Origin of the sequence: Neisseria maigaei (genome assembly GCF_958267405.1) — a bacterium.
In the GTDB taxonomy this organism is placed as follows: Bacteria; Pseudomonadota; Gammaproteobacteria; order Burkholderiales; family Neisseriaceae; genus Neisseria; species Neisseria bergeri.
In genome coordinates, this window is the sequence record NZ_CATQFT010000040.1 from 12214 (window position 1) to 29927 (window position 17714).

General features: G+C 51.9%; 28 protein-coding genes. 3 read left to right on the forward strand and 25 right to left on the reverse strand.

Translation table 11 applies throughout. From position 1 onward, the window contains the following. Positions 1–26: 26 nt before the first annotated feature. The 12 genes from Q3O06_RS07305 to terL form a co-directional block, all read right to left on the reverse strand. Entirely contained in the window at positions 27–401 is a 375-nt protein-coding gene (locus Q3O06_RS07305; protein ID WP_004520443.1) for a hypothetical protein, read from the reverse strand. 12 nt (positions 402–413) lie between these two features. Continuing rightward, entirely contained in the window at positions 414–1841 is a 1428-nt protein-coding gene (locus Q3O06_RS07310; protein WP_107737797.1) for a phage tail sheath subtilisin-like domain-containing protein, read from the reverse strand. After that, complete coding sequence (locus Q3O06_RS07315; protein ID WP_301818266.1) at positions 1838–2020, reverse strand: DUF2635 domain-containing protein; 183 nt, start codon at positions 2018–2020, stop codon at positions 1838–1840. Before Q3O06_RS07315 ends, Q3O06_RS07310 begins: the two co-directional genes overlap by 4 nt. After that, positions 2013–2684: a phage protein Gp37 gene (locus Q3O06_RS07320; RefSeq protein WP_301818267.1), complete on the reverse strand. Its 672-nt coding sequence runs from the start codon at positions 2682–2684 to the stop codon at positions 2013–2015. Before Q3O06_RS07320 ends, Q3O06_RS07315 begins: the two co-directional genes overlap by 8 nt. Continuing rightward, positions 2668–3093 carry a gp436 family protein gene (locus Q3O06_RS07325; protein ID WP_004520447.1) on the reverse strand — a complete coding sequence of 142 codons (426 nt, stop codon included), beginning with the start codon at positions 3091–3093 and terminating at the stop codon, positions 2668–2670. The genes Q3O06_RS07320 and Q3O06_RS07325 overlap by 17 nt, the downstream gene beginning before the upstream one ends. Further along, on the reverse strand, positions 3093–3518 hold the full coding sequence (locus Q3O06_RS07330; RefSeq protein WP_301818268.1) for a hypothetical protein: 426 nt from the start codon (positions 3516–3518) through the stop codon (positions 3093–3095). The genes Q3O06_RS07325 and Q3O06_RS07330 overlap by 1 nt, the downstream gene beginning before the upstream one ends. A 41-nt stretch (positions 3519–3559) precedes the next feature. Further along, entirely contained in the window at positions 3560–4462 is a 903-nt protein-coding gene (locus tag Q3O06_RS07335; protein WP_118882923.1) for a Mu-like prophage major head subunit gpT family protein, read from the reverse strand. A 22-nt stretch (positions 4463–4484) separates the two neighbouring features. Beyond that, the gene (locus Q3O06_RS07340) at positions 4485–5531 is read right to left on the reverse strand and encodes a phage protease (protein ID WP_301818269.1); all 1047 of its coding nucleotides are present in this window, start codon (positions 5529–5531) and stop codon (positions 4485–4487) included. 217 nt (positions 5532–5748) lie between these two features. Beyond that, complete coding sequence (locus tag Q3O06_RS07345; RefSeq protein ID WP_301818270.1) at positions 5749–6243, reverse strand: phage virion morphogenesis protein; 495 nt, start codon at positions 6241–6243, stop codon at positions 5749–5751. A gap of 414 nt (positions 6244–6657) precedes the next feature. Next, positions 6658–7995, reverse strand: a complete 1338-nt coding sequence (locus tag Q3O06_RS07350) for a phage head morphogenesis protein (protein WP_301818271.1) — start codon at positions 7993–7995, stop codon at positions 6658–6660. Then, positions 7988–9541, reverse strand: a complete 1554-nt coding sequence (locus tag Q3O06_RS07355) for a DUF935 domain-containing protein (RefSeq protein WP_301818272.1) — start codon at positions 9539–9541, stop codon at positions 7988–7990. Before Q3O06_RS07355 ends, Q3O06_RS07350 begins: the two co-directional genes overlap by 8 nt. Positions 9542–9618: 77 nt before the next feature. Further along, positions 9619–11241 (reverse strand): phage terminase large subunit, encoded by a 1623-nt coding sequence (terL, locus tag Q3O06_RS07360; protein WP_301818273.1) that lies wholly within the window; start codon positions 11239–11241, stop codon positions 9619–9621. Positions 11242–11254: 13 nt separating this feature from the next. Between terL and Q3O06_RS07365 the strand changes: the two genes are divergently transcribed. After that, positions 11255–11503, forward strand: a complete 249-nt coding sequence (locus Q3O06_RS07365; protein ID WP_301818274.1) for a hypothetical protein — start codon at positions 11255–11257, stop codon at positions 11501–11503. 10 nt (positions 11504–11513) lie between these two features. Here the strand turns inward: Q3O06_RS07365 and Q3O06_RS07370 are convergent, their stop codons facing one another. The 13 genes from Q3O06_RS07370 to Q3O06_RS07430 form a co-directional block, all read right to left on the reverse strand. Further along, complete coding sequence (locus tag Q3O06_RS07370; protein ID WP_004520456.1) at positions 11514–12020, reverse strand: DUF1804 family protein; 507 nt, start codon at positions 12018–12020, stop codon at positions 11514–11516. 2 nt (positions 12021–12022) lie between these two features. Next, positions 12023–12220, reverse strand: coding sequence for a hypothetical protein (locus Q3O06_RS07375; RefSeq protein WP_301818275.1), 198 nt, complete (start codon positions 12218–12220; stop codon positions 12023–12025). Continuing rightward, on the reverse strand, positions 12217–12483 hold the full coding sequence (locus Q3O06_RS07380; RefSeq protein WP_002222591.1) for a hypothetical protein: 267 nt from the start codon (positions 12481–12483) through the stop codon (positions 12217–12219). Before Q3O06_RS07380 ends, Q3O06_RS07375 begins: the two co-directional genes overlap by 4 nt. Positions 12484–12494: 11 nt before the next feature. Continuing rightward, the gene (locus Q3O06_RS07385; protein ID WP_301818276.1) at positions 12495–12824 is read right to left on the reverse strand and encodes a hypothetical protein; all 330 of its coding nucleotides are present in this window, start codon (positions 12822–12824) and stop codon (positions 12495–12497) included. Continuing rightward, positions 12821–13138, reverse strand: coding sequence for a hypothetical protein (locus Q3O06_RS11105; RefSeq protein WP_308446893.1), 318 nt, complete (start codon positions 13136–13138; stop codon positions 12821–12823). Before Q3O06_RS11105 ends, Q3O06_RS07385 begins: the two co-directional genes overlap by 4 nt. Next, the gene (locus Q3O06_RS07395; RefSeq protein ID WP_301818278.1) at positions 13035–13454 is read right to left on the reverse strand and encodes a hypothetical protein; all 420 of its coding nucleotides are present in this window, start codon (positions 13452–13454) and stop codon (positions 13035–13037) included. The genes Q3O06_RS11105 and Q3O06_RS07395 overlap by 104 nt, the downstream gene beginning before the upstream one ends. Continuing rightward, positions 13426–13662 (reverse strand): hypothetical protein, encoded by a 237-nt coding sequence (locus Q3O06_RS07400; RefSeq protein ID WP_002219316.1) that lies wholly within the window; start codon positions 13660–13662, stop codon positions 13426–13428. Before Q3O06_RS07400 ends, Q3O06_RS07395 begins: the two co-directional genes overlap by 29 nt. A 2-nt stretch (positions 13663–13664) precedes the next feature. Then, on the reverse strand, positions 13665–13829 hold the full coding sequence (locus Q3O06_RS07405) for a hypothetical protein (RefSeq protein WP_301818279.1): 165 nt from the start codon (positions 13827–13829) through the stop codon (positions 13665–13667). A 2-nt stretch (positions 13830–13831) separates the two neighbouring features. Beyond that, a complete protein-coding gene (locus Q3O06_RS07410) occupies positions 13832–14005 on the reverse strand; it encodes a hypothetical protein (protein WP_301818280.1) in 174 nt (57 codons plus the stop codon). Continuing rightward, positions 14002–14547: an N-acetylmuramoyl-L-alanine amidase gene (locus Q3O06_RS07415; RefSeq protein WP_025457336.1), complete on the reverse strand. Its 546-nt coding sequence runs from the start codon at positions 14545–14547 to the stop codon at positions 14002–14004. The genes Q3O06_RS07410 and Q3O06_RS07415 overlap by 4 nt, the downstream gene beginning before the upstream one ends. A 143-nt stretch (positions 14548–14690) precedes the next feature. After that, complete coding sequence (locus Q3O06_RS07420; protein WP_118819737.1) at positions 14691–15371, reverse strand: hypothetical protein; 681 nt, start codon at positions 15369–15371, stop codon at positions 14691–14693. 1 nt (position 15372) lies between these two features. After that, positions 15373–15813: a Mor transcription activator family protein gene (locus Q3O06_RS07425; protein WP_002233845.1), complete on the reverse strand. Its 441-nt coding sequence runs from the start codon at positions 15811–15813 to the stop codon at positions 15373–15375. Continuing rightward, positions 15813–16214 (reverse strand): gp16 family protein, encoded by a 402-nt coding sequence (locus tag Q3O06_RS07430; protein ID WP_301818282.1) that lies wholly within the window; start codon positions 16212–16214, stop codon positions 15813–15815. Before Q3O06_RS07430 ends, Q3O06_RS07425 begins: the two co-directional genes overlap by 1 nt. Before the next feature lie 419 nt (positions 16215–16633). Between Q3O06_RS07430 and Q3O06_RS07435 the strand changes: the two genes are divergently transcribed. Together Q3O06_RS07435 and Q3O06_RS07440 are read left to right on the forward strand one after the other, a co-directional pair. After that, a complete protein-coding gene (locus tag Q3O06_RS07435; protein ID WP_301818283.1) occupies positions 16634–16810 on the forward strand; it encodes a hypothetical protein in 177 nt (58 codons plus the stop codon). A 148-nt stretch (positions 16811–16958) separates the two neighbouring features. Next, positions 16959–17537: a Rha family transcriptional regulator gene (locus Q3O06_RS07440; protein WP_301818284.1), complete on the forward strand. Its 579-nt coding sequence runs from the start codon at positions 16959–16961 to the stop codon at positions 17535–17537. The last annotated feature ends 177 nt before the right edge of the window (positions 17538–17714 follow it).

A 17714-nucleotide genomic window follows, 5' to 3' on the forward strand; every position in this document is an offset into this window, starting at 1 on the left:
TTTAACAGGTGTCAGTTTCGGATGGCTTACTCAATCACTTTACGGGTTGCAAAGCCGGTCACATCAATGACCAATTCATTGTCCACCGTATAGCTTTCACCGGCTTCCTTCGCGCAAAAACCAAGATAGGAGGTTGGGCGCGCACCATTGATATCAGGAACCAGCGAGATTTTTGCGTCTTCGATTTTATCCCAATCGATAACCGTACCGTCTGTCGGCACGACGGCGGTAAAAGAAATATCATACTGGCCGACACCGCGCGTAAAGCCTTTGACGCGGCGTGTGCGGTTCATGGTTTTCACTTCTTTTTTGCCTGTGATGTTTTTCACATCAATCTTGGTGACCTCCACCTCGGTCGCACCGACATACAGCGTTACACTGCCTACATATTCCGTACTCATGTTCTTTCCTTTTTACAGATACAGGTCGATAACCATGCCTACTTGGTGCAGGCCGTTAACCACATCGGACGGCACACGGCAGTTGAGCATGCCGGTGTTTTGTGCATCGCGTTCCACAATCAGGTTGGCCAAATTGTTTTCAACGTCTTCGACGATTTCCAACTCTTCGCATTTCATTAACACGTCAATCAACTCAGAGCGGACACGGGCAATGGTGCGCTCGGTCATCTTGTCGCGCGGAAAACGCAACGCGATACGGTCTGCACACGCGCCTGATACATAAATCAATGTGCGCACGGTAGTCATATCAAGCAGGCTTTCGTCTGCCGTGCCGTTGGCAGTTTTGGTATAAGTCGAAATAGCGCGGACGATTTGGGCGGATGTGCCGTCTGGACTGGTTTCAATCGGGGTAACGCCGTTGTAGAGTGCGTTTTCCTGTTCGGTACGCATAGTCTTGTCTGCGCTGTCGCACACACCGATGCCGTTGAGTTTCAGGGTATTGAGCGGACGAGCCGGATCTTCCTCACTGGCCACGACGGCTGCAAACGCGGCTGCCAGCTCACATGGCAGGCTGGGTGTTTTGCGATACCAGGCCGAATACAGATAACCGCTGTTCAGACGGCCTGCCTGTGTCGTTGTTTGCGCCAATGCACCGGTTTGGCCATAAATACCCAATGCCCAGCGTTTTTCTTCAGGCGCACCGACAGTTTCCAAATGTGTGCGCAACTTCAAGAGGTTCGCCTCATCGGTACAGCCTACCGCAATCAAATTATGACCTTCGGCGATCACGGCATTTAATGCGGGGCCGATATCGGCATCGGCATCGCCGCCGCTCATCGCTTTGACTGCAACGGTAATCCCTTCGGCGGTATTGCCGGTACGGATACGGATATGGTTGCCGTGCGTGCCTTTATTTTTAGCCGTCAGCGTTACCAAACCTTCAGAGGCTGTCGCCGTTACCGGCAATGATGTTTCGGCATCAATGGCGGCTTTGACGGCAGCGGCTACGGTTGCGGCGGTTGCATTGGCGGCGACACCGACGGTCAGCGTATCGGCATTGCCGATGTTGACGCGTAAAACGCCTTGCGTATCGGCAGTGCCTGTAATCGTGATACTGCCGGTGGCCGCAACGCCTGCTTCATTGTCGGCAACGGTAATCAGGCTCAAATCCGCATATGCGTAAGCCTTGATAGCGGCCAATGCCATCAAATGCGCCTGCGAGCCGGCACCATACGCGGCGGCGACATCGGCCGCAGAATAGATATTTTCCAGCGCAGTCAGCTTGCCCGCCTTGGGATTGCTGTGTTGCGCAATCAGCAGTACGCGTTGCTTGTTGGTAGGCAGGTTGCGCACGGCAAGCTTGGTGTTCCATTCGACGTAAACGCCGGGCTTACGCGTACTGGTCTTAATTTTGTCGAAACTGACGTTTGCGGAAGTCATGATTTGTTGCCTTTCGGTTTGTCCTCAACAATAACCAAGTCGCCGTAGTGAATACAGCGCAGGTAATACGCGGCATTCGGCACTTCGACCGTTTCTTGGTCGGTAATATATTCATGTGGTTTGCTTGCCATAGGTACTTGCAGACCTGTGGCGGCACGAACTTTAATGGTTTCAGTCATGTTTTACCTCGGTTTTAACGGTGGCCGCCATATCGGCGGGTTGGTTTGGGTTTTTGGGCGGGATACGCAGCTCAAGGTTTGCACCTTTAAAGTCGGGATGTTCCGGGTCGGTACGGCCTCGGTAGGCGGATACGTCGGCATATACTTGCGCCTGTTGGTCGTCTGAAACCGCAGGCCGCGGCCAATCGCCGTCTTGCAGTGCGTCTTCAAACCAATGCGTTTCAAAATCCAGCGCGAATACGCTGATTGCGTCCAACTCCATTTGTTTTGAAAACAGGCTTTTTGCTTTGCCGGGTTTCAGACGGCCTATACACAAACCCATAGTCTGATTAATCAGCAACAGGCGCACGGCCTGCATCAGCCGGTAAGTGCCGACATCGTTCCGGTGTAAACCGCCGAAGCGGCTGTCCGCCTCGCTGCCGCTGGCACGGTCGCCGACCAAGACAGTAAAGTGACCAGTGACTTGGTAGCGTGTACGGCGCGTATCATGGGGCTCGCTATCGGTAATGCCGGCAAACATGACCCAAACGGCGGGGAACTGGTTAACCACTTGAGCCAAGCCTTCGCCGTCAAATTCACCACCGTAGGTATGCACACCGCTGACCATTTGGCCAAGGCCGTCTGAAAGACGCTGTTTGATGGCTTGTTCAATAGACGCTATCACGGCCGAACACCTTTTCCTTGGCGGCAAACATCACCGCATCACCTTGCACGGTCGGCTTAGGGTCGGCATTTTCAGCCACACCCAAACCAGCCTTGCCTGATGCCACCAATTTAAGATACGCAATCGCCGCCTCATATCGGTGCACCATATCCTCCGTCAGTTGGCGCTTGCCCGTTGCCAAACGGTAAACGGCAATGTCGCAGCAATAAAGGCTCAACAGGCGCACAGGGGCAGGCAACGGCAATTCATAGCGCGATGCCAGATAACCGTCGATTTCGGCGGAGGCATCATCCAAACCTTGTTGCGCAATTTCGGCATTCACGCTTCCCAAGCGCGTCAGGTCAGTCAGACCTGCAATCGTCGGCTCGGTATAACGCGCCACCAAATCGGCAACCGTTGCGTAAGCCATTAATCCTGCTCCACAGGCAAGGCTTCACAAACAACAGCCATCGGTTCGGCCAGCAGGCGCTCCCACGCTTCGGGCTCGAAATCGGCACGTTTCACAAAGGTAAAATGCGGTTGAACGTGATACCCGCTGCGCCAAAACGCATGGCCATGTTTGGATTTGATGGCAACCACTTCGGCATCTGCCGCCGCTTCACCGCCTGCCTGATAGCGTTCTTGTGCTTCTGCCGCTTCAACGGCAGGGCTTGAGGCCTGTCCCAATTGAGCTTCCAATTCGGCGATACGCATACGTGCAGCTTCAAGCTCGGCGTTCAATTTTTCGACTTCAGCCTCAAGAAACGCCTGCAACTTAACGTCTTCGGGGTTTACATCCACAGTTGCGCCAACCGCTTGCTCGGTTTTTTCATCTTCGTTTTTTACTTTTGCCATTTCTTATCCTTTCGGCGGGCAGAGCCCGCCTATCTAAAGGGTTACAGCAACCAAGGAGATACGATTACCTTGCATTTGCCTTTGTTCGGGTTGTACGCACCATTCGCCAGGCGGTCGCCTTCCACCAATTCTTTGGCGGCGTTTTCCAAAGACGGAGGAACCAGCAGCACATTGGGGCGGATACCCAGCGGTCGGCCGCCGTCGCCTTTCAGGCTGACCATTGCGTTGTAAGCCTTTTCAAAACCGGCAGCATCCAGTTTTTCTTGCGACTTGGCCGCCATTTGCCAGAAGCCCAAACCAACGTTGCAACGGCCGTCCACACCGTAGCGGTATTCGTTGCGCATAAATACGCCTTCGTCGGTAGCGGCGGTCATGGCAGTGAACTGCTTAGGTTTGCGTTCCTGATAAATCAGAGGTTTCAGGGCGCGTGATGTATCCAGCAAATACCAAGCGGCTTCGGTACCGGCAAAAATATTGGATACAGTGGTGGATTGACCGGTGCCATCGACTTTTTCATATACCGGGTGGTCGTTGTCGAAGAAGTTCTGACCGTCATAACACAACGTAGCATGCGCGTTTTTCAGCAGAGCAAATACCAATTCGTCAGGATGAACGGCGGAAGCACGGCCCATTTCGGTCATCATCGGTGCGTAAATGCCGACATTGTCGTCTTCGATGTCGTTGCGGTTGACTTTGACCGAACTTTCAAAATGCTTGTTAGTGATGGCATAGCCGTGTGCCTTCATATCTTGGAATACGCGGTCGCCCACCCATTCGCGGAAGGCAGGCCATTGGCCGAGCCAACCGTAAGTATTGGAAGCCGTTGAAGACGGGATGACGGTGGCGATTTCCTTGTATTGGCTGTCCGCCATTTGCAAGCCGTCTTGGAAGTTTTTCTTAAAGCCGGTAAACAGCGCCTTCAGGGTATCTGGAGTGATAATCATGGTTTAATCCTTGTTTAAAGCCTTATTTGGCTTTTTGATAATCTGCGGCCGAAATACCCAATTGCCTGGCTACTTCGATTTCTTCCGGAGTCAACGCAGACTCACCGCCTTGGGTGCCTTTGCCGCCGGTTTGCGTTTTACTCAACGCGGCCAACTTCAAACTGCCTTCCATCAGATTCTTAAATGCCTCCGGGTCTTTAGCAGCCAATTGGCGTGCAGATGCTTCTTGATGCGGCAGCAGGCGGCCGTCTGAAAGAGCGGCACGGATCAGGCCGTCTGAAGTGCCGCCCACTTCCATTGCAATCACTTTCTTGCTCAACGCAGCTACTTGGGCTTTCAGTTCGGCAACTTCGCCGTTGTCGGCATTACCGCCTTGCGGATTGTCTTCGGGCTTGTCGGCATCGCCTTTACCGCCTTGCGGTTCGTCTTTGTGTTCGGCCAGTGCTTCGGCCAGCGTTTTACCGCCCAGCTTTTCTTGTGCTTCGGCCAAAGCCGCTTCAATGGCTTTATCGTCGGCATCTGCCGCCAAGCCCAAGAGCTTGATTAAAGCTTCCTTGTTCATACTGGTTTCCTGTTTTGGGTTGATAGAGTTTTGGCGGCTCAATGCAGCCAGAGCCATGCCGTCCAGCGCAGGCGAATTGGTCAACGCCACACTGTGCAGCCCGCGCACATTGCCCAATGTGTCGTATTCGAGAACCGGCGACAAATAGCGGTATTCGCCGCTGTCTATCATGTCTTTTGCGCGTTGTGTCCATTTCACTTCGCCCATCAGACCGCGATCGTCATCCCACACATATTTGCTGATCCAACCGGCGGCAGGATTTTGCTGTCCGGTTTCTGCGGCTTTCAATGTGGCGTGTTCGTAGTCCACAACAAGGTCTGTTTGTCCGGCATCAAAGGCGGCAATGATTTGCCGTGCCAAATCGGCAGTCATCGTCCAGTGCGCCACGCCTGTATCGGTGCGTCCGTCTACCGGTGCAAATTGACCTTTGGGTACGATTTTGATAAGGCCGTCCGTATTTCCGACTTTGGCGGCAGATAAGGCGGCAAGAAAGGTTTTTGTATCCATTGCCGAATGATGCGCCGTCAAGCCGGCACAAGAGGCTGAATCACTGTCAGTAAGGGATAAAAATGAGAAATAGCGGGGAACGGGAAAGAGAATATGTTTAAAACCGTTTCAGAAGCCTTTTAAGCCCCTCACAGATTGATTTAAACGTTTCGGGAAAGGGTAGATAAGGGAAAGATATATAAAAGCCGTCTGTGTGCAATTTCAGACGGCTTTTGTTTTAATTGCCGAGAGCGGCATCCAAATAATCATTTACCGCATCAACTAAAGCCTGTTCGTCGTCAGGTTGGAGAACCATAAACGGACGTGCGGGAATCTTACTGCCGGGGTGATTGACGCGTTTGGCAAGCCGTCCGCCGAATTTTAAGGCTTTGCCTTTTTTCGGCAATATCGTATGCGGTGCAGTTTGTCCGCCGAAGTGATGAATGGCCGCATATTCCACATTGGTACCGACCACCGCTTCCGTGGCCGTACTGTCCTGCATAATCGAATCGCGCAAACGCCCCTTGCCCTGCAACAGCCCTGATCCCTCACGCGCGGACGGATACTTGCGCGGAGCCCACGCGGGTCGGCCGCCTGATTCGAAATTGTCCAGCACGGCATTGTGCATGATGCGGGCAAGCTTCGTCATCAACGGCCGGGTATTGCTTGTACGTTGCGCAATGGCGTTTAAGCTGTTTTGCAGTGAGTCTGTGTTGATTTCGATTTCAATCATCGTATTTCCTTTTCGGTTGAAACCCCGCCCTTCAGGGTGGTAGAATCAGACTTTGTTTGGGAGGGGCGTAACCCCTTCCAAATCAGGGAAACACATAGGATGACGCTTATGTGTCGTCCTGTGTGTTGAAACCTAGTGTAATGCCGAAAGGCTGAGGCGAAAGGTGGCCGACGCGGATGCGCCGTCATGATGCGGGTTCGAGTCCCGCCACCGCCTCGCTTATCCTTAAAGCCATAAAACTCGGGTTTCCTACTGGAAAGGTTACGGCCGCGTTACCGTGTCGCGTATTATCCTGTTCGAATCAGGCAAAGAGTTTTATTGTCTTTAACAAAGCCGTAAAGCGCGGGTTACCAAATGGAAAGGGAGCGGTGGCGCAAGCCCCCGTGTGATCCTGTTCGAATCAGGCAAAACGCTTTACGGCTTTTTCCATAACAGTTCGATCGCATTCAAACTGATTATCCGGTTTGGGTCATCAACAACAGCGCCGGTATTTACCATATTGGTTAAGAATTTCTCTTTTTTACCAGTAAACGGATTTCGTGCCGCCGCTTTATAATCCATTGTAATAACCAGCTTGCTTTTGTTGTTTGGCAAATCATAAATAAATAATAGCGCATCTTTTTGAGACGGATCATTCGAACGTGACAACCTGATTTCATCCGGCGCATTCAAATGCTCAGGTAAACGTTCCCAAAAATCTATCGGCAACTGTCGCACTTTCTTATCGCGCCAAGAATGCCACAGCCTGTCATCATTTACCGAAATTAAGGCAGACGGTGTAAAACCTTTGGCCTCCAATGTTTCCAATACTGCCAACGACAACACACCTACATGAAGAAACTGCCCTGTCTGGAAACCGTCTGCCTGTGCTTTGCGTACCATATTAGCCATAGCTTCAACGGTTGCGCGCATTACCGGCGGGTCTTTTAAAGCGGCACCAACCGCCACGCTTGCCAGCTTCGGCGGCAGTTCCACCGCACGCTGCATCTGCAACTGCCCCAAGTTGGCCAAATGGCTTTTACCCACATTGTTCTGAAAACCTGCATCAGTATAAAAGCGGCTGCCGTCGGCCAGCTTCACCGCCTTTGCCGGACGGGTATCGCCCTTGCGGTTGACCACCACTTCCGTATCTTCCAGTTGTGCCTTTTGCGGCAGCAGATTGCGCCGCTTCAAGTCACGGTCTGAAAACGCCCGTACGGTACAGCGGCAGTTGAAGCCGTTGGGCGGGTAGAAGTAATCCCAAAACGGGTCGTCGATGTGATACACCGCACCATGCGCCGCAGCGTGGCTCTGCCGGGTACGGCTGTCAAGAATGGCCGAATACTGCAGCCAGGGCGCAGAGTCCCGACCGTCTTCAAGAGCCTGCCAATGCCCGGCCATATAGGCCGACTGCATTTGCGTACGGAAAATAGTTTCCAGGCGGTGTACAGTAATGCCTTTGCCGTCCACTTCGCCGGTGTTTATATGCACGATGTCGCCATCTTTCAGCAGCTGCCAATCATGCTGTTTCAGACGGCCTGCCAAATCATCACGGAATTTCTCAAATGACGTACCGTTTTTCAGGCTTTCGTACAAAGCACCGTGGATTTGTGCGGCAATATCCTGCTTGTGAATGCCCGCAATCGCCCGTGCCTTAGCCTGCGCTTCGTTCCACGTTATTTTCCAGTCTGACGGCACATTAAAGCCCAGCCCCTCAAAATACTTGACGGCCTGTTCAGGCTCGAGGCCGAATGCGTAGCTCAAATCAGCCATTCATCCGTCCCCATAAGTCCGACACAAAAACCACACGCGCCAAGGCCGTCTGAAATTGCCCGGCAGTCAGCTCGGGATAAACGTGCAGCAGGCGCTCCTGCACATCCTCATAACTGTCGCCTTCGGCCAAAGCCTGGCCTAAGCCGCGTAAAAACGGCTCAATCATTTCCGGCAAGGCTACCTTGCTCAAGTCCGCATGATCTAAATCCGCCTGCGCCGCGCCGACAATCTCGCCAGTTTTACTCAAAGCCACACGGCGGTAGCTTAGAGAAGCGTTTTTTAAATCTGTTTTAACGTCGGTTTGAAAAGCCAATACCGGCTCGTCTTCGGAAGCCAAAGGAATGGCCAATTTTTCCTGCGCCCACGACAACGGAATCTTCATGCCGATTTCCACCAATTTAGGCAAAGAGTCGGAGTACACCGTCAAATCTTCAGGCAATTGCGTATCGAACACAAAACGCGGCAGACGTGAAACATCGACGTTGCCTTTATTGAGCTGCAACAATGGCAGGATCAATTGGCGCGTCAATGTGCCGGCCAGTTGTTTGGCATCGGACACCAGCAAATCATGGCGCACCTCATTATGGATTTGCCCCAGCGCATTGGTAGCAGTCTTACCGTCTGCCTGGCTGGTCAGCGTGCCGCCTAAAATCGCTTTTGAAGACGTTTTATCCGCCCAATCAATCATTGCCTGAAACGGGTCCGCGCTGCCATTGGCCGCGTTGAGCAATTCAATCTGCATGGTTTCAGGGATAATGCCCGCCGCGTTATGGCCGATTTCGCGCACCGCATTCAAAAGGGTGAGCTTATCTTTGTCGTCTGCACCGGAGGCATATTTGCCGATTCGGGTAGGCAGGCCGTAAATCTCCAAAAACTCGGCCAAATCACGCACCGAGTAATTCTTGAACAAATAAGGCCACACCAGCGTGCGCATCAAACCGCTTCTTGCCAAAATACCCGAACGGCTGCGGTGCTTATGGACAATCCAGCCTAAATCCCACAGTTTTTCGCCATCAGGGTTGCCGTCTTTGCGCAACAACACCTCATCCATTGCATTGACCTTAAACCAAGCCTGCGGACGATGATGGAATGCCTTGGGCAACCATAACGACCCAAGATTTTCCCATTCGATTTCCACGCAGGAGAAGCCGTGTCCGACAGCGTCCAAAAGGTCAAACATCATATCCTCGAAATCGGTCATCTGATTGAGCCAGCCGTCAACCTCTTCGGCCAACTTTCGTTCCGATTCGCTACTGTTCGGAGGCGGAACAATATTCCAATCCAAGCCGATCACCGCGCGTTTGCGCTTACTCATCTCCGAAAAGATATGGCCGTCCTTCTCCTCAATATCGACAAAGAGTTCTGACTGCGCCTGAATATCACCGTTTTCGGCATCCTCCAAAATCCGATGGAGCGACTGCGGAGTCAGACCTTTGCTCGGATGCTCGTGGGTAGTGCGGTTTTTAACGATATCCGCCGTTTGGGATTGTTTATCGGGCGTTTTAGGTGCGGCTTTACTAAACAACGCACGGAGTAGATTTTTCATGACGTAAAAAAGGGCAAGTTAAACTTGCCCCATTTTCAGCCGTACCGCTCCTTAGCAGGCTGTACCCCGTGTCAGTTTTACCATGCGCCGCTCCCCATCCGTCCGGACAAGCCGTGCTCTCTAGGCACAGCAATATAGCCGCCGACAGTCGCGCTGCTTTGAACCAACCCCCACAGCATATGCACGGCATCAGGGCCGTCGTCATGGTCTGCCATCGGGAAATGACGGAATTGATCAATCAGCGTGCTTTGACTGGCGTGCAAACGGATTTGACCGTTTTGCATATACGGTTGCAGGCTCTCGATACGGAGCAGTTTGTCTGCACTAGGCTTGATACCGCGTGCCGGAATCGGGATACCGGCAGCCGCACCGCGTTTAACCAGCTCAGTCTTCAAAAACTCCTGAAACTGTACCGTCTCGATTCCCCACAACACACAGCGGTACCGGCGTTGCAGTTCGATAATGTCGGAAATAATCTTGTCCGGCAGGCGTTTCTTAATCAGAGCCTCTACCACATCCAACACACCCGTGCGGCGGTTGTACCCGCCGATACACAACGCAGACGGGTCACGACTGTTTCCGGCCTTGCCCAAACTCGGGTCGCACGCGCCATAGAAAATCCAATCAGAATCACGGTTGACCCAAAAATTCAGGCTGTTCGCAAACGGTGCGGCTTCACCGGCAACAGGGTCGTTTTGGTATTCCGAATCGAACGTCGCATGACCGTCACGCGCACGGATTTTCATCAGCGCGAGTACGCCACGCGCCGCCCAAGAAGTGACCGCGCCGCGCTCCATCTCGTCTTTGTTTGCCTGATAAAACGCCTCGGCCACCGTCTCGCCGTCGTTTCGGAAAAGCTCCTCCCAGCGGTCCCACAAATCCATGCGGTCAGGCCAGCGTTTCATCGCCTTAAACTTAATACCGTGCCAAAACGGGTTATTCAAAGTGCGGTTAAGTACGCTGTCGTAATGCAAAATCGTGCCAATATAGATTACATCGTATTTCTGGCCGACACCTCCGAGTGGCAATACCGTTTTAGTCAGCCACGCATTGAGCTTGTCGCGCTGTTCCGGGTTGCGGACTTGCTCGTCATTCTCGATATCGTCCAAAACAGTTAAGTCAGGACGGTATGGGCCGTGACGCAAACCGCGCAGCTTTTTACCGCTACCGGCCACTTGGACTTTAACGTCATTGGCCGTCACAATCGTACCGGCCTGCCATACACGGCCTTGCCCGCATACTTCCGGGAAGTCGGTTTTCAGGCGCGGATTAAATTCCAATTCCGCCTTGATGGCTTCGAGCATCGGGTATGCCTGGTCTATGCTGTCCATCACAATAACGGCATAATGTTTTTGGCCGGTCACGATACACCACAGCGTAAACAACTGGGTAACCTGCGTCGATTTACCCTCGCCGCGCGGCGCGCCCACCGCCTCATTTTCCCCTTTGGGGGAGCGGATAATCTCCGGCAGTCGGCTGAATAAAAACGCATGCAGTTCGGATTTTTCAGGCGAGCGGATATAATGGGGGAAGTAGGTATTGACGAAATATTCGTAACCGCCTACCGGGTCAAACACCTTGGCACGGCGTGCAGCAATAGCCTTGGGCGACGCATCGAAGCCGTCCACTTCCGCTTCGATGACTTGGCGCAGGCTGGCGGCAAGGGTGGCAAGAGATTTGAGAAATTCTTTATTTTTCATAAGGGTGCAATGTATGTTTGAATTATCCGAACCAATTAAAAAAGAAGCCCTTAGGCTCCAAGCCTTGGGTCTAAGCATTCCAGAAATTATTCAGGAACTAAGAAAAACTTTTGAAAATGAACTGGTAGGCATATCCGATTTAGAGTTGCAAGAATTGATTGAAGATTTATTTGCATCTCATGAAAATAAGCCTAAGGAAGTCGAACAATCAGAAGAAATCAAACAATCAGAAAAAGGTAAACGCAAACAACGCAAGCCTTAGTTTCACCCAACTAACCAAACTTCTTCTCCACTTCCGCCCCAAACGGCTCCAATACCTCCACAAAGGCAGGCAAATGTTTGGGGTGTTTTTCTTGCACAAACGCCATCAAGAACTCAATCAATTCCAAAGCCGTCGCCAGTTTTGACGTTTCCGGCATCACACGGGCATTGGCCGATACGGTTTTGGTAAACGCATCGGCCAGGCTGGCCAACAGCTTCGCACGGTCCGATGGCGGCAAATCTTCGGTACTCGAATCCTGCAGCATCGTCATCGTGCTGTTGTACTGCACCATAAAACCGGCCAGCATCGCACGGCTCAAGTCCTCGATACCGCCGCCGGCCAAAGTGTAGGCGGCGCGCATCTTATCCCAGTCGTCGCCTTTTTCCTTATCCGCACGTTTCCACGCACGCGCAGTGGCCTGCGGGATTTCGCACATCAAGGCCGCCGTTTCCAAAGTTTGCTCGCCGCTCACATAGAGCCGGCGTAACTTTTCACGGATTTCTTGCGGGTGAGCCATAATTACAGTCCCATTTTCGCTTTAAGCAATTCCCAGCCGACCGTAATCACGCCGCCGCCCAGTGCGCCGAATGTAATGGCCGTGCGTTTCGTGTCTTCGCGGATTTGTGCAATTTCCGCCTGCATTTCCTTCTGATTTTTCAGAGTTTGATCAGTTTTGTTTTCAATACGCGCCAAGGCTTCCAAAATCGGGTCGCTCATGATTTGTCTGCTTTCCTGTCCAGTTTTTCGTTTACTTTTTCCAACTTGTTTTCGATGCGTCCCAAAGATGCCGCGATATTGTCGCGGTCTGCCTTGGCATCTTGCTTGGTGTGATAAGAGAGCTTGACCGCGTGCAGCTCCTCTTTAAGGTCGTCGATACGCTTGTCCGCCTCTTTCAGACGGCCTGAAATGCCGTTGACCCAAAACCAAAATGCCGCCGTCGCAATCGGCCAAAGGGTTCTAAAACCAAATTCAAAGTCCATTTAAAACCCCTTTAAACCGGCACGTCGCCGAATACGATACGTACCGCATAGCCTTCGGGATTTCGGCTCGCCGCCTCAACCTTTTGGCCGTCAAAAAAGACTGAGTAATATTTCCGTAAAATACCAATCACATCAGCAGGGGCGGTCGCAGAAAATTCCACACAAAAGGTCGTCTGAAAATCCTTATCCATGCGTACCGCGTAATCGATACCGGCCTTATCCAACAGGTCGGAAACATGGATGACAAACGGCTCTTGTTCGCGTGCGCGGCTTAAGCCTAACTCCAAGTCCGCATGGCGGCAGGCGACCGTGCGTTGCACCAAATCACGATAAGTCGTCATCGTGCGTCCTCCAAACCGTCAACTGCCGCTTGACTGTTGACCCAATCGCGCCACGCCTGATTTTGGTTTTCCAGCTCCGAAACATAGCCGCCAAACTCAGCGGCGTGTTCGAGCAGCGTTGCCGTCTTGCCGTCCTTCGGCGGACTCGGGCGTACCGGAGCGACCATCAACGCAGCAGGTGGCGTCGGCATGACCGCCTTTTCGACAACCTTAATTTCCGTAGCCGAGGGCGCGGTTGTAGAGCTGCAGGCCGTGAGAGCCAAAGCCGTCAATACAATTACCGCTTGCATTTTTACGGTCTTGAGTAAGGACATTTTCGATTTCCTTTTTATTTTCCGTTTTCAGACGGCTGACTTCCGCCTGTTTTTTCGCCAAAGCCATGCCGACAGCGTGCGCCTTGACTTCATATTTTTTCGCTTCCGCGCGTACCAGTTCCAATTCGCGCGCATAGTTTTGAGCCGACAACAGCATGGCTTGCGCCTTGTCGCGCTTCATTTTCTCAATGACCGCCTGCTGCTTCGCAAACGCCGACTTATAGCCTTGATGGTGCGACACCCCCAAACCCGTGCCGATAAGTGCGATGATGGCAATTGGTTGCCAGTTATTCGCCAGCAGTTTCACGAGATTCATTCTCGACCTCCTGACGTTTGACGCTGACAAACGAGCGCGCCACCGCATAGCCGCCGACAATGCCCAAATACACCGCCCAAATTTCCGCCGACGGATCGGGCAACATCACAAACTTAAACGTCCCAGCCGCGCAGGCAACGTTTGCCCACAGTTTCGAGTGCGACACATTGCCTGTCGCCGGGTTTTTAAAAATATCCAAAATACGCATTGCTATTCCACACTTTTGGTTTGCAGGTACCGTTTCAGCATTTCCCGATAATTGGCCAGTTCGCCCTCCGCAAATTCAAACGCCGCCAAGTCTGCCTGTTCGCTTGCCTCACGGCTTTTGGCCGACCACAGCTCAATCATCTTTTCGTAAAACTCAACCTGTCCCATGATTAACGACGATTCTTGCGTTTACGCGCCGCACGTTTGGCTGCCGCCACGCCCGACTTACCCGGGCGCATAGACGGATGTTGTTTCAAACAGCCGATACCGGCAGGCTTAATCTCAAATTCAGGCATCTGCGGTTTCAAGACAGACAGAGCCAAAGCAATCAAAGACTTTTTCATACCTTCGCCGCTCCCAATTCCATCGCAATCGCGTCCGCAATCGCGCGGCAGATGCCCCATTTAGTAGTCTTAAACAAAGCCAAATCAGTGTCGTTGCTGATGAAAAACGGCTCAAACACAATGCCGCCGGCCTGCGCATAAGCCAGGCGCGAATGCTGGCCGGCATTGTCGGGTTTAAAGCCGTCTTCGCCGCGCAGTTTCCAGCCGGTTTTCTTGGCAACGGCTTTGCTCAACACCTGACACCAGCGTTTGTTTTTAACGGTACTCAAGGCTTCGATGCCTGTCGCCGCTTTGCTGACGGCAGCGTTGGTGTGAAACTCAATCGCCACATCCGAGCCGCGAATCAGCTTGACCGCATCGCGCAAGGGCATATTGCCTTTGCCTTCGCCGTCGGTGCGTACGGTCAGGCCGTAATCGTTACGCAGGATTGAAGCCACAATGTTGCGCATATCCTGCGCCAAGTCCGCCTCACGGTCGCTTCCGTTGACCGCGCCCGGGTCGGTGTTGCTGTGGCCGGCAGTCAGACAAATAATTTTGCTCATTAAAGCCTCACTCAAAATCAGATTAAAATGCACTTTCAGAGGCTTACATTTTCAAACGGCATGGCTTTTGCAGCGGTCGAAACAGTGTCAGTAGGCAACAAAAAGGCCGTCTGTTGTTCAGACGGCCTTGGCATGATTCAACCTTATTTGATTTTCATCGGACAAGTAAATGTGTCAAATGGTTCATCTCCGGTCAACACGGCTAAACAATCATTTATAGGCAGATTAATACCTTTACGGGCATAGACAGTTGCCTCAGCTTCAGGAGGATGTTTAATTTGCTCTTTACAAGCGGCCATAGCGTTGTCGTAGTTTTGTTTATAATTGGCAACCATAGCGTTTTGGTTTTGTCTGGCGGTAAAGTAGTCATATGCGGCATTGGCGGCATTGGTACACTGATACAATCCAGCCTTATCTTCCAAAAATGGCCCACCGAAAGTTTCATCGGCTGACTTGGCGACAGCGATAAAAGCCTCGTTAAATGTCTTGACCTCCGCCAAATTGCTACCGTTTAATACCATGCCGCGGCTCTCCTTTTCAGCTTGAGCAAGCAATGCCACCAATTTTTCCGCATGGCTTTTCAGTTCGCCGTGCCGGCGGATTTTGTCTAAATTATTCTCCCCTATAAAGTATTCTTCGTTTTTCAGGCGCTCCACGATTTTCACTTTCGGGTCAGGCTGAGTTTCTTGCTGTGCTGGGGCTGTCGGTTTGACTTCCTCTGATACTTGCCCACACGCTGCCAAACCCAACGCCAGCAGCACAAAATAAAACGTTTTCATATTTTTCTCCAAAATAAAATGCCATACATCTGCATGGCATCCCATTCTAAAACAAATTCTCCTGCTCCGCTTCCTTATCCGCCTGTTTCAGGATCCGCCACACATGGCGGTCGCTTAGGCGGTGTGCCAAGGCCAAATCGTTAACGGCCTCATAAGCAGGGGTTCCGCCTGCCGTCTGCCGGTCAAACTGACTGCGGATTTTACGGTTTCGCAGTTCATACAAGGCCGTCTCGCAACGGGGTATAAACAGATTGCACGGAGCCATCGCTTCCACCAGCCGACCGGCCGCCTCACTGCCGATAATCTCCTCCAAATACGCAACACGGGATTGACTGTTTTTCGTATAACCCTGCCGCAAAGGATAAGTCGTACCGCCCATCAGGCGCACCAACTCCAGCGTTTCATTAAACCCGATGACCGTAATCAACGCCTGTACACTATCAGGAAGCAGATGCTTGACCGCGCCAAAATCTGCCGTCTCATACATCACATAGCCCCTTTCTTACGGCGGTTCGCAGCAATCTGCAACGCCGCCACCAGCTTGTGCATATTGCCGTCAGACAACCATTCCACACGGTCAACCTTAAACATCTTTTTCGCCGTACCATGCGCATAATTCCAAGTCCAGCCGTTATCCAGCAGCAGGGCCTCGATTTTGCGCATCATCGGATCGGCGGAAGAGCGGCGGTTCGGGCGACGGCCTGCCGTTTTCTTCGGCGTAAACCCATGCCGGCGCAAATCCTCGACCACGCGCTCCAGCTCAGGGATGCTGCACTCGGTACACGAACGCTTGCCCGTCACACGCTCCAACACCGCGCGATAGGTACCGTCGTCCAAGCCCAGCTCCTTTTGAGCAATCTTAATTTTCGCAATCAACGCACGGCGCATTATTTCTCCAATACAACATATAGCATAAATTAGCGCATATTATACCAATAAAATACAATATATATTATTAAGTCGATGTTTTTTTGCGAAACGGACAGACATGAAAAAATGCCGTCTGAAAACGTTTCAGACGGCATTTTTCTTTGATTCTATTTGGGAATGCTTGACTAATTATGTGTACACATATATAATTCAATTCATCGGGGCAGTGAAGCCCGATACGGGAAAAGCCCCACCGAAGCGGGGCTCAACTGGGAGAAAGAAGATGAATAAACGCACTATTCAAATTCTCATCTTGGTCGCAGTTTTCATGTTGGCAAGTGCTAATGCCTACTAAAGACTGACCAGCTGGGGGCGGTCGCCGCCGTCCCCAGTCCCAATCTTACAAAATACGGTTTAAAAAATCAAGGAGTTTGCCTATGGTTGATGAAAAGCTGGCTGAATACCGTAAAAGGGCGGAAGCCAAGCGCGTTATTAAAAAAGTTTCTTTTAACCGCGAAACAGAAAGGGATATTTTGGAAATTGCCAATAATCTTGATTTTTCACAATGGGTTAAAGAAAAAATACGCGAAGAGTTCAAAAATCAGCTTGACTAATTATGTGTACACATATTAATATGCAAACACTGCTTAGGCAGTAATGAAATTCCCCCGAAGTTGGAGCTTCGGGGGAACAGTGAGAAGACAGTGCTACCAACACTTCTTCTCGTGTCATCTACTCTCATAAATGAAAGGACATTCTACCATGAATGCACAATCTTTAGTACGTCAATCCGGCAATCGTCTGATTACCACCTCGTTGGACATTTCACGCAACTTCGGCAAGAAGCACGCCCACATCCTGCGCGACATCAAACACCTTGAATGCTCGAAAGAATTTAACGAATCCAATTTTGGATTGGTTTATTACACCGACGCAAAAGGCGAGAAACGCCCGATGTACGAAATCACCCGCGACGGTTTCGTGTTCCTGTGTATGGGCTTTACCGGCTCAGCTGCCGCGCAGTGGAAGGAAAAATACATCGCCGCCTTCAACGCCTTGGAAGCCGAAGCTGCCCGTCGCCGCGCGCCTGCATCGGACAGGCTCAAAGCCGCCTACCTTTCCGCCCGCCCCGATTTGGCGCATCTCTTGCGCTACATCGAAATGGGCTTGAATCAGGTGGAAGCCGCCAAGCTCTTGGGCATTGCCCCGTCCAACGTGCGCTACCGCCTCAAACACCTCGCCGATTTGGGTCTGACCGAATACCGCCCCGACCCGAAATACCGCAACCGCCACGCCTTGGCAACGGCACACGGTCAACAGTCTTTGGGATTGGAGGATTAAGCCATGAATACCACCTATACTCTGACTTTCGACCAAGACAGCCTCAAAGCCCTGAATCTGCCGGTGTTCACCATATTTCCTTTTTGGTTGAAGCCCCGCCCTTTAGGGTGGTAGGATCAGACTTTATTTGGGAGGGGGTAACCCCTTCCAAATCAGGGCAACACATAGGGCGACGCT

What these genes read in the sequence shown, in the direction of transcription:
- Q3O06_RS07325 (WP_004520447.1), bottom strand. Translation starts at nt 3,093, where the DNA reads ATGGCTTACGCAACGGTTGCCGATTTGGTGGCGCGTTATACCGAGCCG.
- Q3O06_RS07410 (WP_301818280.1), bottom strand. Translation starts at nt 14,005, where the DNA reads ATGAAAAAGTCTTTGATTGCTTTGGCTCTGTCTGTCTTGAAACCGCAG.
- Q3O06_RS07330 (WP_301818268.1), bottom strand. Translation starts at nt 3,518, where the DNA reads ATGGCAAAAGTAAAAAACGAAGATGAAAAAACCGAGCAAGCGGTTGGC.
- Q3O06_RS07340 (WP_301818269.1), bottom strand. Translation starts at nt 5,531, where the DNA reads ATGGATACAAAAACCTTTCTTGCCGCCTTATCTGCCGCCAAAGTCGGA.
- Q3O06_RS07385 (WP_301818276.1), bottom strand. Translation starts at nt 12,824, where the DNA reads ATGACGACTTATCGTGATTTGGTGCAACGCACGGTCGCCTGCCGCCAT.
- Q3O06_RS07435 (WP_301818283.1), top strand. Translation starts at nt 16,634, where the DNA reads ATGGTTGATGAAAAGCTGGCTGAATACCGTAAAAGGGCGGAAGCCAAG.
- Q3O06_RS11105 (WP_308446893.1), bottom strand. Translation starts at nt 13,138, where the DNA reads ATGTCCTTACTCAAGACCGTAAAAATGCAAGCGGTAATTGTATTGACG.
- Q3O06_RS07350 (WP_301818271.1), bottom strand. Translation starts at nt 7,995, where the DNA reads ATGGCTGATTTGAGCTACGCATTCGGCCTCGAGCCTGAACAGGCCGTC.
- Q3O06_RS07345 (WP_301818270.1), bottom strand. Translation starts at nt 6,243, where the DNA reads ATGATTGAAATCGAAATCAACACAGACTCACTGCAAAACAGCTTAAAC.
- Q3O06_RS07430 (WP_301818282.1), bottom strand. Translation starts at nt 16,214, where the DNA reads ATGCGCCGTGCGTTGATTGCGAAAATTAAGATTGCTCAAAAGGAGCTG.
- Q3O06_RS07370 (WP_004520456.1), bottom strand. Translation starts at nt 12,020, where the DNA reads ATGGCTCACCCGCAAGAAATCCGTGAAAAGTTACGCCGGCTCTATGTG.
- Q3O06_RS07375 (WP_301818275.1), bottom strand. Translation starts at nt 12,220, where the DNA reads ATGAGCGACCCGATTTTGGAAGCCTTGGCGCGTATTGAAAACAAAACT.
- Q3O06_RS07315 (WP_301818266.1), bottom strand. Translation starts at nt 2,020, where the DNA reads ATGACTGAAACCATTAAAGTTCGTGCCGCCACAGGTCTGCAAGTACCT.
- Q3O06_RS07305 (WP_004520443.1), bottom strand. Translation starts at nt 401, where the DNA reads ATGAGTACGGAATATGTAGGCAGTGTAACGCTGTATGTCGGTGCGACC.
- Q3O06_RS07380 (WP_002222591.1), bottom strand. Translation starts at nt 12,483, where the DNA reads ATGGACTTTGAATTTGGTTTTAGAACCCTTTGGCCGATTGCGACGGCG.
- Q3O06_RS07400 (WP_002219316.1), bottom strand. Translation starts at nt 13,662, where the DNA reads ATGCGTATTTTGGATATTTTTAAAAACCCGGCGACAGGCAATGTGTCG.
- Q3O06_RS07415 (WP_025457336.1), bottom strand. Translation starts at nt 14,547, where the DNA reads ATGAGCAAAATTATTTGTCTGACTGCCGGCCACAGCAACACCGACCCG.
- Q3O06_RS07420 (WP_118819737.1), bottom strand. Translation starts at nt 15,371, where the DNA reads ATGGGATGCCATGCAGATGTATGGCATTTTATTTTGGAGAAAAATATG.
- Q3O06_RS07405 (WP_301818279.1), bottom strand. Translation starts at nt 13,829, where the DNA reads ATGGGACAGGTTGAGTTTTACGAAAAGATGATTGAGCTGTGGTCGGCC.
- Q3O06_RS07365 (WP_301818274.1), top strand. Translation starts at nt 11,255, where the DNA reads ATGTTTGAATTATCCGAACCAATTAAAAAAGAAGCCCTTAGGCTCCAA.
- Q3O06_RS07440 (WP_301818284.1), top strand. Translation starts at nt 16,959, where the DNA reads ATGAATGCACAATCTTTAGTACGTCAATCCGGCAATCGTCTGATTACC.
- Q3O06_RS07395 (WP_301818278.1), bottom strand. Translation starts at nt 13,454, where the DNA reads ATGAATCTCGTGAAACTGCTGGCGAATAACTGGCAACCAATTGCCATC.
- Q3O06_RS07335 (WP_118882923.1), bottom strand. Translation starts at nt 4,462, where the DNA reads ATGATTATCACTCCAGATACCCTGAAGGCGCTGTTTACCGGCTTTAAG.
- terL (WP_301818273.1), bottom strand. Translation starts at nt 11,241, where the DNA reads ATGAAAAATAAAGAATTTCTCAAATCTCTTGCCACCCTTGCCGCCAGC.
- Q3O06_RS07425 (WP_002233845.1), bottom strand. Translation starts at nt 15,813, where the DNA reads ATGTATGAGACGGCAGATTTTGGCGCGGTCAAGCATCTGCTTCCTGAT.
- Q3O06_RS07310 (WP_107737797.1), bottom strand. Translation starts at nt 1,841, where the DNA reads ATGACTTCCGCAAACGTCAGTTTCGACAAAATTAAGACCAGTACGCGT.
- Q3O06_RS07355 (WP_301818272.1), bottom strand. Translation starts at nt 9,541, where the DNA reads ATGAAAAATCTACTCCGTGCGTTGTTTAGTAAAGCCGCACCTAAAACG.